Source organism: Pseudomonas sp. SBB6 (genome assembly GCF_024213215.1).
In the GTDB taxonomy this organism is placed as follows: Bacteria; Pseudomonadota; Gammaproteobacteria; order Pseudomonadales; family Pseudomonadaceae; genus Aquipseudomonas; species Aquipseudomonas donghuensis.
In genome coordinates, this window is sequence record NZ_JANAVH010000001.1 from 31365 (window position 1) to 43906 (window position 12542).

Genomic DNA, 12542 nt, shown 5'->3' on the forward strand with positions numbered 1-12542 from the left:
GCTCAAGCCTCATCGTCGATGCGGCGTGGCCCGAGGCGGCGGCCACGGGTGATCAGCTCGATGAACTGCCGGGCATTGAGCGGATGGGCAAACAGCCAACCCTGGCCGTAATTGACCCCTTCACTGTTAAGCAACAGCGCCTGGTCTTCGTACTCGATGCCCTCGGCAATAACCCGCAACTGCAGAGCGTGGGCCATGCGGATGATGTGCGGCGCCACCCCGCTGCTGGCCGCGTCATGGCCCAGGGCGTCGATAAAGGCCTTGTCGATTTTCAGACAATCGACCGGCAGGGTTTGCAGGTAGGCCAGGCTGCAATAGCCGGTGCCGAAATCATCGATCAGTACCTGATGCCCTACAGCGCGCAAGGCTTGCAGGTTATCGCGGGCCACCACCACATCGATCAGCCCGCGCTCGGTGACCTCGAAGGCTATCTGGCTGGCCGCCACATGATGCAGGGCCAGCAAGCGCGCCGCCACCCGGCCGATCCTCGGCACCATGACATCGCACGCGGCAAGGTTCACTGAGATGTACAGCTGGCGATTGGCGCGCAGCAGTTGGCCCAGTTGCTCCAGTACCCGCTGCAGGACGAAATCGGTGATCTGGCGGATCTGCCCGGTGTTCTCCGCCAGCGGGATGAACAGCTCCGGGCTGGTCAACGTGCCATCCGAGCGACGCCAGCGCACCAGGGCTTCGGCACCGACACAGCGGCGGCTGGTGAGCTCGAAAATTGGCTGGTAGAGCACCTGCAGCTCGCCACGACGCAGCGCCCCCTGAAGCTCCACACTCATCGAGCTACGTTGTCGAATCAGTTGTAACACCAACCAGCCAATGCACCAGGCCAATACCAGACTGCCCGGGAACAGCAGCCAGAGAATCCCGCTCATCTTCAGCGGCATGCTGGCCCGTGGCGCGATCAGCACCAGCTGATAATCCGGTGACTTGGTCGGCATGCGGTAAATCAGCCGATCAGGCAGCTCCAGCAGCGAACCACTGGAAGTGGGCGGCCAATCGGCAGACGGCGGCCAGACCTGCGGCGGGCCAAGCACCGGTACCGCTCGTGTGCCGTTGTCGAGCACCACCAACAGGCTGCCTTCCGGCGGCAGATCAACCACGTCGGTTATGTGCCCGCGGGAAGTGGCCACCAGAAACTTGCCACGGCCAAGCATCAGCGCCGCCAGGTTGTCATCGGGTTCGGTGGTGGTGTTGAGCCAGTAGCTGTAGGTCGGCCCCTGGATATCGGCAGGACGCAGTGGACTGATGGTGCGCTCGCCAACACGATTGGAACAGGCGACATTGCCATCGACGTAAGCGGCCTCATAGACGAAACGATAACGGAAGGCGACCTGCTGCAAGGCCGCCAGCATGCGGGCATCGCAACCTCGCAACGGTTGCAACTGAAGCTGGTCGACGCCTTCGCGCAGCTGGCCGAAGATCTGCTCCAGGCGCGCGAGAAAGCGCTCGCCCTTGGCGTTCATCTGCTCGATTTCGTTTTGCTGCAGCTGATGCATGGTCACGCCCACACTGGCCATGAGCAGCAGGATCGCGCTGGCCGTAGCCGCGAGTGTGGCCAGTAACCAGGGACGATAGAGCAGGTGGCGCAACACGGAGAGGGCAGCTGACATCAAGAATTATCCAGTTGAATACCAAGAGGTATAGCAACTGCCAATCAAGTCAGCCTGCCCGTTGGGCAGTGGTTGTCAACGACGGCTGTTGAGCACCTGCAACATGGCGGCCGTCTGGGCATCCGGCACGCCATCGAACCGCTGCGGACGAAAGCGCATCTGAAAAGCCGCCAGCACATGTTTGGTGCTGACATCGTACTCGCCAGTCTGCTCGATGGCGTAGCCAAAGCGCTTCAACTGCTGCTGGTACCAAGTGATGCTCGGCGGGTTGACGCTGAAGTATGCCTGCTGCTGAGCCACAGCTTGTGCATTCGGCCATACCCCAAGACCTGCGTCCGCCAGGCGCTTCCAGGGGAACATCGGCCCGGGGTCGAGTTTGCGCAGCGGCGCGATATCGCTGTGGCCGATGATGTAGCGGGGCTTGATGTTGTTGCGCTTGACGATGTCCTTGAGCAGGACGATCAGCGCCTGCACCTGCGCCTCGGTATACGGGTGCCAGACCCGGCCGGTTGGCGTATCGGTAAAGCCCGGGTTGACGATCTCGATGCCGATGGAGGTGGAGTTGAGCCAGGTGCGGCCATCCCACTGACTGTCGCCGGCATGCCAGGCGCGGCGGCTCTCGTCGACCAGTTGATAGACGGTCGCCGGTGAGTCGCCGATCAGGTAATGGCTGCTGACCTCGCCATGGGTCAGCAAATTCAGCGAACGCTCGAGCGAAGCGTTGGTGTAGTGCAGGACGACGAACTGAATACGTTCATCCTGGTTGACCGAAGTATGGCTGCGATCGATTCGCAAGCCGGTGGCGCAACCTGCCAGCGTCAGCAGCAGGAGGGCAGTGAAAAACGCTTTCATGGAGAGGGCACTGTGGTGAGAAATTGCAAAGCGTAAGCTTAACGTATCCTCGCTATTGCCACTCAGCCCTGTTCAACACGATTTCGACCAAGATGTTTCGCCCGGTACAGCGCCTCGTCCGCGCGTTTGAGCACCACCTCGCTACGTTCACCGCTGCGAAATGCACTGATGCCAATGGACAGGGTAATGGTCACCCGCTCGCCCTTGAAGTGGAAAGGGCAGGCCTCGATGGCCGCGCGCAGGGTTTCCGCCAACTGGCAACCAGCAGGCATGGCCGTCTGCGGGATCAGCAGAACAAACTCCTCACCACCGAAGCGGGCGATGAAATCACGACTGCGCAGGCGTTTGCGCAGTACGCTGGCGACTATCTTCAGCACTTTATCGCCTGCCAGGTGGCCGTAACTGTCATTGATACGCTTGAAGTGGTCGAGATCGAGAATCGCCATCAATAGATGGCCGCCGTTCTCCTGCCATTCCAGCACTTCCTGATCGACCCGCTCTGACCAGGCAGCGCGATTGGGCAAGCCGGTGAGGGGGTCGATGAGGGCTTTCTGGCGCTGCTCCTCAAGGTGCTCGCGGTAGCCCAGGGCTTCCTGCTCCATGCTTGCCACCCGCTCGGCCAGGCCTTGCAGGCGGTTGGCCATGTCCTGTTCGCGCTGGTCACGCTGCTGCTGGTGCTCGTCCATGGTGCCGAGCAAGCCTTCAAGGCGGTTTTCCAGAATGTGCTTGAGACTGCCCAGGTCGGCAGCGCCCTGCACACTGCTTTGCAAACCGTCGACCTGCTCACGCAACTGGCTGTCGAGGTCGCGCGCCGCCGAGGTGTTGTCGGCATGGCCTTCGCTGGCTTCGTGTAGGTGGCTCTGGAACGACTCCAGACGCTCATTGAGTTGCTGCAGGTAGACTTCGAACTCGTGCTGGCCGCTGTCGTTGATTGCCAGCATCAGCACGGCCAGATCATCCAGCACCGGCAGCAGTTCGTACCAGTTCAGGCCGTGCTCCAGGCGTTCGCGCATGGACTGCGCCTGGGCCTTGTGGCGTTCGGGCAGGGTCAGGTCGTCGAGCAAGCCGAGCAGGGTGTCTTCAATATGGTCGGCGACTGAGCTGTAGGTGGGCTCGGTGCCGTCGGGCAGGGCGTAGTGGGCTTGCTCGTCGTCCAGAGGCCCGGCTTCAAGAGGCTCGGCTTCTGGCCGGTCAACCTGCGGCTCGTCGGGGCTGTGTTCGAGTAACGCCAGGACATCCTGCTCAGAGCCCAGAGCGTCGGGCTCGACCGGCGCTGCTGGCTCGGCGGCAGTTGCAGGCGCTGTTGGCAGCTCTGCAACCGGCTCAGGCTCGGGTGCAGGTGCAAGCGGCGGTACTTCGATAACGTCAGCCTCGACCCTTGCAGGCTCGAACGTCTCGGGCCCAATCGCTTGAGCCGTCGGCAAGGGCTGAAGCTCATCGACATCGGCGAGTTCATGCGCTGCCGTCTCGGCAACAGCGTGCAGCATGGGCGCAGGCTGCTCTCTGGCCTCAGCTACAGCCGCTGCTGTTCCTGTGAGCGCCGGCTGCATGGCTTCTGCTTCTGCTTCTGCTTCCCGACCACCGAACAGGCGCTGCAACAAACCAGGCCGCTGCGCCTCTTCAGGCCGCTCCAATGCCGACAGCGCCTGGCTCTGCAGCCCGCTCAACTCGCCCAGCAGCAGGGGCATTTCCCGAGAATGGCTAGCGCGGGCCTCGACCTGCTTGGCAAATTTTTTCAGCGGACGGCTGACTTCGCTGGGCAACGGCAGGGTCTGCAACTGGCTGACCAACGCGTTGAGGGCGGTGGTGACCTGGACGACACGGGTTGCCCGGCGCTGCTCGGAGTCGAGCACGGCCTTTTCCAGGCGTGGAATCAGACCGGCGAGTGCGGCGTCCATGTTGTCGGTGCGGATCACCTCGCGCATTTCCTTCATGCACTGGTCCACCGCCCGGTCGCTGCCTTCAGCAGCCAGGGTGCTGCGCACAAGACCACGGCGCAACAGGTCGAGACGAGCCTCCCAACGGCGCTCCAGCTTCTCTTGCTGTTCGATACTCTTGAGGTATTTTTCTTTCCAGCGCTGGGCTTCGTCGGTCATGCCTGGGTCCGCAGAGGGTAATGGCAATTAGCTCAAAGCGGGCAGCGTATCCACAGCAAGGGCATCAGGCAAACGAATCTCAACTGCGACCGGAAGATGATCGGAAATAGGCTGGGCCAGAACCTCGACCCGCTCCAGGGTCAGGCTCGGGCTGAGCAGAATATGATCAAGGCAGCGCTGCGGTCGCCAACTGGGGAAGGTGGCTTGAACCTGGGGTGCAATCAGGCCCAGATCGCGTAGCGGCGAATGTTCGAGCAGGTCGCGGGCATGGGTGTTCATGTCACCCATCAGCACCTGGTGGCGGTAGCCGCCAATCAGTTCGCGAATGTAGGCAAGCTGCCGGGCGCGGGTCTTGGAACCCAATGCCAGGTGCATCATCACCACGACCAGTGCGTCTTCACCTTCACCGAAACGCACCAGGATCGCCCCGCGGCCAGCCGGGCCGGGCAACGGGTGATCTTCGAGCAGGTGCGGCTTCAGGCGGCTGAGCACACCATTGCTGTGCTGGGCCAGACGCCCGAGGTTGCGGTTGAGCTGCTGATACCAGTAAGGGAAGGCGCCAAGCTGAGCCAGATGCTCGACCTGGTTGATGTAGCCCGAACGCAAGCTGCCGCCATCGGCCTCCTGCAAGGCAACCAGGTCGAAGTCGGCGAGCAGGTCGCCGATCTTCTGCAGGTTGCCGGCCCGTCCGGTGTGCGGCAGCAGGTGCTGCCAGCCACGGGTCAGGTAATGGCGGTAACGCTCGGTGCTGATGCCAACCTGGATGTTGAAACTGAGCAGCCGCAGCCGGCCGTCATCTGGCAGGCCGTTGGCCTGCAGGTGATGTTCGTTGACCTGCGGATCATGCAGGCCAACGCCACGCTCGGTTCTCCAGCGGCGCATGGCTGGCGCCGCTTACTTAGCGGCGCGCTCCTTGGCGATCAGGTAGTCAGCAACGTTCAACACGCCTTGCGGCCCCTTGGCGGTGCCAAGGTCGAAGCGGTACTTGCCGTTGACGACCATGCTCGGTACGCCGGTGATCTCGTACTTCTTGGCCAGTTCGCGCGCCTGGTTGACCTGGCCCTTGATGGCGAAGGAGTTGAAGGTGGAGAGGAACTTGTCCTTGTCGACGCCTTGGGTCGCAAGGAAGTCGGCCATTTCTTCCGGCTTGGTCAGGCGCTTGCGCTGAACCTGAATGGCTTCGAACACTGCAGCATGAACTTTGTGCTCAACACCCATGGCCTCGAGCGTCAGGAACATCTGGCCGTGGGCATCCCAAGGGCCGCCGAACATGGCCGGTACGCGCTTGAAGTTGACGTCCTTCGGCAGCTTTTCGACCCATGGATTGACCACCGGTTCGAAGCTATAGCAGTGCGGGCAGCCGTACCAGAACAGCTCGACCACTTCGATCTTGCCAGGTACCGACACCGGAACCGGGTTGCTCAGCTCGGTATACTGGTCAGAGGCTACCGGTTCGGCGGCCTGGGCCGTCATGCCGAAGAGGCTGGCAGTGACCAGCGCGGCGCCGAGAATCAGATTACGCATGCTTTACTCCTGAGCAGTCTATTGAGTCGCCTTGACGCGACCGGTCATAGGACAGGTCGAGGCAGGCCCGAGTTCGTTAGTGTAACGGTAGCGGGCACAAAAAAGGGCAGCCGAAGCCACCCTTTTCATCTTTGCGCCGCAGTATTAACCCAGCGTTAAAGCGCGGATCAATGCAGACCCTGGATGTAGCTGGACAGCGCTTCGATGTCCTTGTTGCTCAACTTGGCAGCGATGGTGCGCATGGTGGTGGCGTCGCCATCGTTGGTACGGTTGCCTTCGCGGAAGTCGGTCAGCTGTTTGGCCACGTAGGTGGAGTGCTGGCCACCCAGGTGCGGGAAGCCGGCCAGGGCAATGCCAGCGCCATTAGGCGAGTGGCAGCCGGTGCAGGCCGGCAGGCCTTTTTCGACGTCACCGCCGTTGAACAGCGCGCGGCCACGTTCGACCAGTTTCGGATCAGCGGCACCGACGCTGCCTTTCTGACTGGAGAAGTAGGCGGCGATATCCGCCAGGTCCTGATCGCTGAAAGCGGCCAGCATGCCGGTCATCTCCAGCACGGTGCGCTTGCCCGACTTGATGTCGTGCAATTGTTTTTCCAGGTACTTCTCACCCTGGCCTGCAAGTTTCGGGAAGTTCGGCGCCAGGCTATTGCCGTCCGGATTGTGACAAGCGCCACATACAGCAGTTTTGGCCTGACCAGCAGCGGCATCCCCTTTGATAGGCTCTGCGGCATTGGCTGCACCGGTGATGCCCAAGGTCAACAGCAGACTCACGAGTAGTTTGTTCATCAGCTAATCCAACTACGGCTAAGGGTGAAAGAGTTATGTATCGGGACTCCGGCTCATCCACTGGATGATTGCCTGGTAGTCCTCGGCACTGCAGTCCATGCACAATCCACGCATTGGCATAGCCTTGAAACCCTGGGTGACATGCACCACCAGCATCTCCATACCCTTCGCCAGTCTTGGCTCCCAAGCCGCACGATCACCCGCTTTCGGTGCCTGTGGCAGCTGCCCGGCATGACAAGCCGCACACGTGCGGTTGTACAACGCCTCGGGATCCTGTGTAGCCTGAGCGCTGAATAACGGTATCAAGACACCGACAACAAGCAGCCATTTCGTCATGCGAACGACCTTTCAGGGTTGGGGGCTGCACTGCGTTCTAATGCGCAAGCTTGAATCCGATGCCCCCGTGCACATCCTCCTACGCTGGGATAATGCGCACACAAAATCTGGGGCATTATATACTCCCGTTACTGAAACGGAAACGACACCGCTTGCCGAGCCCGCCTCTGGCAACGCCCACACCGGATATCCCATGCAAGTCAAAAACCCCATCCTCGGCCTCTGCCAACAGGCCAAATTCGCCATCAGTGCTGCCAAGGTCGACCAGTGTCCGCCCGATCAGGGCTATGAAGTGGCCTTTGCCGGCCGCTCCAACGCTGGCAAGTCCAGCGCCCTGAACACCCTGACCCACGCCAGCCTGGCGCGGACCTCGAAAACCCCGGGGCGCACCCAGCTGCTGAACTTCTTCAGTCTGGACGATGAACGGCGTTTGGTCGACTTGCCAGGCTACGGTTATGCCAAGGTGCCCATCCCGCTCAAGCAGCACTGGCAGCGCCACCTGGAGGCCTACCTGGGCAGCCGCGAGGCCTTGAAGGGCTTGATCCTGATGATGGACGTGCGCCATCCGATGACCGACTTCGACATGATGATGCTCGACTGGTCGCGCGCCTCGGGCATGCCGATGCACATCCTGCTGACCAAGGCCGACAAGCTGACCTTCGGAGCAGCCAAGAACACCTTGCTCAAAGTGCAGGCGGAAATTCGCAAAGGGTGGGGCGACAGCGTCTCGATCCAACTGTTCTCGGCACCCAAGCGCCAGGGCCTGGAAGAGGCCTACGGGGTGCTGGCACGCTGGATGGAACTGCCGGACAAGCCCGCGGAATAAGGGCCGCCCGGTAAACGCCGGGCAAAAAAAACCCCGGACTTCGTATGGGGAGGGGGAAGTTCGGGGTTCAAGTTCCGGACCGCTAGGGCGGGGTCCAGAGATCTGCCAACACTTAACACAACATAGGAGCATCGAAGGGCTTCACCAGCCATTCAGATACTCTGAGTCGCCGTTCACCGGTTTAGTTCCGGGCGTTTAAAAACTATTTGCGATAGATGGGAAATTTCCGGCAATAGCCGCAGCAGGCCATCAAAAAGCCGCGACGATATGCCGCAGCTTTTCCCCGAATTTCAGCGCATTTTTAGTGCGCTTCGTCCCAATTTGCCCCCACTCCGACCTCAACCAGCAGCGGAACATCCAACTGAGCAGCACCGCTCATGTGTGGACGAATTTGCTCACGCACCTGCTCGACCAGGTCTTCGCGCACCTCCAGCACCAGTTCGTCGTGTACCTGGAGGATCACCCGGGCATCCAGGCCCGAAGCGGTCAGCCAGTTGTCCACAGCGACCATGGCGCGCTTGATGATATCGGCTGCAGTGCCCTGCATCGGCGCGTTGATTGCAGTGCGCTCGGCGCCTTTGCGCAGGGCCGGGTTCTTGGCGTTGATCTCCGGCAGGTACAAGCGCCGGCCAAACAGGGTCTCGACATAGCCTTGCTCGGCAGCCTGGGCGCGGGTGCGCTCCATGTAGGCCAGTACGCCTGGGTAGCGGGCGAAGTAACGATCGATGTAGGCCTGGGACTGTTTGCGATCGACGCCGATCTGCTTGGCCAGGCCAAAGGCGCTCATGCCGTAGATCAAGCCGAAGTTGATGGCCTTGGCGCTACGCCGCTGGTCGGTAGTGACCTGTTCCAGCTCAACGCCGAACACTTCGGCAGCGGTGGCGCGGTGCACGTCCAGGTCGTTGCGAAAGGCGTGCAGCAGGCCTTCGTCCTGGGCCAGGTGGGCCATGATCCGCAGCTCGATCTGCGAATAGTCCGCCGCCAGCAGTTGGTAGCCCGGTGCGGCGACAAAGGCCTGACGGATGCGCCGGCCTTCGGCGGTGCGGATCGGAATGTTCTGCAGGTTCGGGTCGCTGGACGACAGGCGTCCGGTCGCCGCCACCGCCTGATGGTAGGAGGTGTGGATCCGCCCGGTGCGCGGGTTGATCTGTTCCGGCAGGCGATCGGTGTAGGTGCTCTTGAGCTTGCTCAGGGAGCGGTACTGCATCAGCACCTTGGGCAGCGGGAAGTCCATGTCGGCCAGTTCCGCCAGCACCGCTTCGGCGGTGGAAGCCTGGCCCTTGGCGGTCTTGTTGAGCACTGGCATGCCCAGCTTGTCGTAGAGGATCACGCCCAACTGCTTGGGCGAACCGAGGTTGAACTCCTCACCGGCGATCTCGAACGCCTGGCGCTCCAGCTCAAGCATCTTCTCGCCCAGCTCCACGCTCTGCACGCCCAGCAGCTTGGCATCGACCAGCGCGCCCTGGCGCTCGATCTTGGCCAGCACCGGCACCAGCGGCATTTCGATGTCGCCGAGCACCGATTGCAGGCTCGGAATCAGCGCAAGCTTCTGCTGCAGGGTCTGGTGCAGGCGCAGGGTGACGTCGGCGTCTTCGGCGGCATAGGGGCCGGCCTGCTCCAGGGTGATCTGGTCGAAGGTCAGCTGCTTGGCACCTTTGCCGGCGATGTCGGTAAAGCCGATGGTGGTGTGATTCAGGTACTTGAGCGCCAGGCTGTCCATGTCATGACGGGTGGCAGTGGAGTCGAGCACGTAGGACTCGAGCATGGTGTCGTAGGCCACGCCCTGCATCTGGATGCCGTTGGCAAAGTCCCCACCGATGGCGCAGTTGGCCAGGATGTTCATGTCGTACTTGGCGTTCTGCGCCACCTTGACCTTGGTCGGGTCTTCCAGCAACGGCTTGAGCGCCAGCAACACGCTGTCGCGATCGAGCTGCTCGGGCACCCCCATGTAGGAGTGAGTCAGCGGCACGTAAGCGCCTTCATGGGCCTGAACGGCGAACGACACACCCACCAGTTGCGCCTGCTGGGCATCGAGGCCGGTGGTTTCGGTGTCGAACGCGAACAGCGGTGCCTGGCGCAGCTTCTCCAGCCAGGCATCGAATCGGGCCTGGTCGAGGATGGTTTCGTACTGGGCCTCGACCACTTCCTGCGGCGCTTGGACCGCGACTTCCTGGCCAGCGCGCTTGGCATCGCGCTGAACTTCGTCGATCCAGCTCTTGAATTCCATTTCGGTGTACAGCGCCAGCAGCGCGTCACGGTCCGGCTCGCCGCAGACCAGCGCATCGACTTCAACGTCCAGCGGCACGTCGATCTTGATGGTTGCCAGCTCATAGGACAGGAACGCCGCGTCACGGTGCTCTTCAAGCTTCGCCGGCAGGGTCTTGGCGCCGCGAATGGCCAGCGCCGGAACCTTGTCGAGGTTCTGGTACAGGTCGCTCAGGCCCCCGCCGATTCCGGTCAGCAGGCCCACCGCAGTCTTTTCGCCCACCCCCGGCACGCCCGGGATGTTGTCGACCTTGTCGCCCATCAGGGCAAGGAAATCGATGATGTGTTCAGGACCGACGCCGAATTTCTCGTGTACGCCAGCCACGTCGAGCACGCTACCGGTCATGGTGTTGACCAGCGTAATGTGGCCGTCGACCAACTGCGCCATGTCCTTGTCGCCCGTGGAGATGATCACCGGACGCCCGGCGGCGGCGCTGCTGCGGGCCAGCGTGCCGATAACGTCGTCGGCTTCCACGCCTTCGACACACAGCAGCGGGTAGCCCAGGGCACGCACGCTGGCGTGCAGCGGCTCGATCTGCACCCGCAGGTCGTCGGGCATGCTCGGCCGGTTGGCCTTGTACTCGGCGAACATTTCGTCGCGAAAGGTGCCGCCCTTGGCGTCGAAGACCACCGCGAACAGGCTGTCCGGATACTGCTTGCGCAGGCTCTTGAGCATGTTCAGCACGCCCTTGACCGCGCCGGTCGGCAGGCCCTTGGAGGTAGTCAGTGGTGGCAGCGCGTGAAAGGCGCGGTACAGGTACGAGGAACCGTCCACCAGGACGAGGGGAGCTTGGCTCATGAGCAGAATCAACCTTTTCGACGGGCCCGGCGCTAGAATGTCCGGAACATTGACGACAAAGGGACAAGGTTATCATGCGTACACTAAATCGCCTGTTGCTGCTCAGCCTGTTGGCAGTCACTCCGGTCGTCACAATGGCAGCGGATGACGCGCCATCGGCTGATCCGGATGTAACCATTCGCACGGAAGGCGACAAAACCATCCAGGAATACCGGCAAAATGGCTTCCTGTATGCAATCAAGGTGACCCCGAAAAACGGCAAACCTTACTTCCTGGTACGCGCTGATGGCTCGGAGGGCAATTTCATCCGCTCCGACCAACCGGACATGCTGATCCCGTCGTGGAAAATCTTCGAGTGGTAAGCCGTACCCTTTACATCAACCTGGCACTTCCCTGCTGAAGTGCCCGTATGGGCAATTTTTGATCATGTCAGTCTTCACCCCCCTGACCCGGCCTGAGCTGGAAACCTTTCTTGCACCGTACGGCCTGGGCCGCCTGCGGGACTTCCAGGGCATTGCCGCCGGTACCGAGAACAGCAACTTCTTTGTCAGTCTGGAACAGGGGGAGTACGTGCTGACGCTGGTCGAACGCGGGCCGATCCAGGACCTGCCGTTCTTCATCGAGCTCCTCGATGTGCTGCATGAGGCCGACCTGCCGGTGCCCTACGCCTTGCGGGGCAACGACGGCGTGGCCCTGCGCGAGCTGGCCGGCAAGCCTGCGCTGCTGCAGCCACGGCTACCGGGCAAGCACATCAAGACCGCCAACAACCAGCACTGCGTGCAAGTGGGTGAGCTGCTCGGGCACCTGCACCTGGCCACCCGCGACAGGGTGCTGGAGCGCAAGACCGACCGCGGCCTGGACTGGATGCTGGAAACCGGTGCCGAGCTGATGCCGCGTCTGAATGCCGAGCAACGCCAGTTGCTGCAGGCGTGCCTGGACGAAATCGTCGAGCACAAGGCGCAGATCATGGCCCTGCCACGGGCCAACCTGCACGCGGACCTGTTCCGCGACAACGTGCTGTTCGAAGGCACCCACCTGACCGGCCTGATCGACTTCTACAACGCCTGCTCGGGGCCGATGCTCTACGACCTGGCGATCACCCTGAACGACTGGTGCTGCGATGACGCCGGGATCATCGACGGTCCGCGGGCGCGGGCGCTGCTGGGGGCTTATGCGGCGCTGCGGCCGTTCACCGCGGCGGAGGCACACCTGTGGCCGGTGATGCTGCGCATTGCTTGCGTGCGCTTCTGGTTGTCGCGCTTGATCGCCGCTGAATCATTTGCCGGGATGGACGTACTGATTCACGACCCGGCTGACTTCGAAGTGCGCCTGGCGGCGCGCCAGCAGGTGGAGATTGCATTGCCGTTTGCGATTTGAAGCATCGCGGGGTAAACCCGCTCCTACACCATTCCTGTAGGAGCGGCGGTGCGACTTGCC

At 62.0% G+C, this 12542-nt stretch carries 11 protein-coding genes; 3 read left to right on the forward strand and 8 right to left on the reverse strand.

The features are described 5' to 3' along the window. Nucleotides 1-2: 2 nt before the first annotated feature. The 7 genes from NLX68_RS00155 to NLX68_RS00185 all read right to left on the reverse strand — a co-directional run bounded on the left by NLX68_RS00155 (nt 3) and on the right by NLX68_RS00185 (nt 7215). Complete coding sequence (locus NLX68_RS00155; RefSeq protein ID WP_254282010.1) at nt 3-1622, reverse strand: EAL domain-containing protein; 1620 nt, start codon at nt 1620-1622, stop codon at nt 3-5. A 75-nt stretch (nt 1623-1697) separates the two neighbouring features. Then, entirely contained in the window at nt 1698-2474 is a 777-nt protein-coding gene (locus tag NLX68_RS00160; RefSeq protein ID WP_254282012.1) for an N-acetylmuramoyl-L-alanine amidase, read from the reverse strand. A gap of 62 nt (nt 2475-2536) precedes the next feature. After that, entirely contained in the window at nt 2537-4570 is a 2034-nt protein-coding gene (locus tag NLX68_RS00165; RefSeq protein ID WP_254282013.1) for a diguanylate cyclase, read from the reverse strand. A 27-nt stretch (nt 4571-4597) separates the two neighbouring features. Beyond that, nucleotides 4598-5452, reverse strand: a complete 855-nt coding sequence (locus NLX68_RS00170) for an endonuclease/exonuclease/phosphatase family protein (protein WP_254282015.1) — start codon at nt 5450-5452, stop codon at nt 4598-4600. 12 nt (nt 5453-5464) lie between these two features. Next, nucleotides 5465-6094, reverse strand: coding sequence for a thiol:disulfide interchange protein DsbA (dsbA, locus tag NLX68_RS00175; RefSeq protein ID WP_010222617.1), 630 nt, complete (start codon nt 6092-6094; stop codon nt 5465-5467). Nucleotides 6095-6261: 167 nt separating this feature from the next. Then, complete coding sequence (locus tag NLX68_RS00180; protein ID WP_254282017.1) at nt 6262-6879, reverse strand: cytochrome c; 618 nt, start codon at nt 6877-6879, stop codon at nt 6262-6264. A 33-nt stretch (nt 6880-6912) separates the two neighbouring features. After that, the gene (locus NLX68_RS00185) at nt 6913-7215 is read right to left on the reverse strand and encodes a cytochrome c5 family protein (RefSeq protein ID WP_130262208.1); all 303 of its coding nucleotides are present in this window, start codon (nt 7213-7215) and stop codon (nt 6913-6915) included. A gap of 193 nt (nt 7216-7408) precedes the next feature. Between NLX68_RS00185 and yihA the strand changes: the two genes are divergently transcribed. Continuing rightward, on the forward strand, nt 7409-8041 hold the full coding sequence (gene yihA, locus NLX68_RS00190; protein ID WP_010222620.1) for a ribosome biogenesis GTP-binding protein YihA/YsxC: 633 nt from the start codon (nt 7409-7411) through the stop codon (nt 8039-8041). Nucleotides 8042-8342: 301 nt separating this feature from the next. On the opposite strand, the gene polA is transcribed toward yihA, so the two are convergent. Next, nucleotides 8343-11105 (reverse strand): DNA polymerase I, encoded by a 2763-nt coding sequence (gene polA / locus NLX68_RS00195; protein WP_254282019.1) that lies wholly within the window; start codon nt 11103-11105, stop codon nt 8343-8345. Between the two features lie 74 nt (nt 11106-11179). Between polA and NLX68_RS00200 the strand changes: the two genes are divergently transcribed. After that, on the forward strand, nt 11180-11467 hold the full coding sequence (locus NLX68_RS00200) for a DUF2782 domain-containing protein (RefSeq protein ID WP_010222622.1): 288 nt from the start codon (nt 11180-11182) through the stop codon (nt 11465-11467). A gap of 64 nt (nt 11468-11531) precedes the next feature. Then, a complete protein-coding gene (locus tag NLX68_RS00205; protein ID WP_010222623.1) occupies nt 11532-12482 on the forward strand; it encodes a homoserine kinase in 951 nt (316 codons plus the stop codon). The last annotated feature ends 60 nt before the right edge of the window (nt 12483-12542 follow it).

Coding starts and splice junctions, on each gene's coding strand:
- NLX68_RS00155 (WP_254282010.1), bottom strand. CDS start 1,622: ATGTCAGCTGCCCTCTCCGTGTTGCGCCACCTGCTCTATCGTCCCTGG.
- NLX68_RS00160 (WP_254282012.1), bottom strand. CDS start 2,474: ATGAAAGCGTTTTTCACTGCCCTCCTGCTGCTGACGCTGGCAGGTTGC.
- NLX68_RS00165 (WP_254282013.1), bottom strand. CDS start 4,570: ATGACCGACGAAGCCCAGCGCTGGAAAGAAAAATACCTCAAGAGTATC.
- NLX68_RS00170 (WP_254282015.1), bottom strand. CDS start 5,452: ATGCGCCGCTGGAGAACCGAGCGTGGCGTTGGCCTGCATGATCCGCAG.
- dsbA (WP_010222617.1), bottom strand. CDS start 6,094: ATGCGTAATCTGATTCTCGGCGCCGCGCTGGTCACTGCCAGCCTCTTC.
- NLX68_RS00180 (WP_254282017.1), bottom strand. CDS start 6,879: ATGAACAAACTACTCGTGAGTCTGCTGTTGACCTTGGGCATCACCGGT.
- NLX68_RS00185 (WP_130262208.1), bottom strand. CDS start 7,215: ATGACGAAATGGCTGCTTGTTGTCGGTGTCTTGATACCGTTATTCAGC.
- yihA (WP_010222620.1), top strand. CDS start 7,409: ATGCAAGTCAAAAACCCCATCCTCGGCCTCTGCCAACAGGCCAAATTC.
- polA (WP_254282019.1), bottom strand. CDS start 11,105: ATGAGCCAAGCTCCCCTCGTCCTGGTGGACGGTTCCTCGTACCTGTAC.
- NLX68_RS00200 (WP_010222622.1), top strand. CDS start 11,180: ATGCGTACACTAAATCGCCTGTTGCTGCTCAGCCTGTTGGCAGTCACT.
- NLX68_RS00205 (WP_010222623.1), top strand. CDS start 11,532: ATGTCAGTCTTCACCCCCCTGACCCGGCCTGAGCTGGAAACCTTTCTT.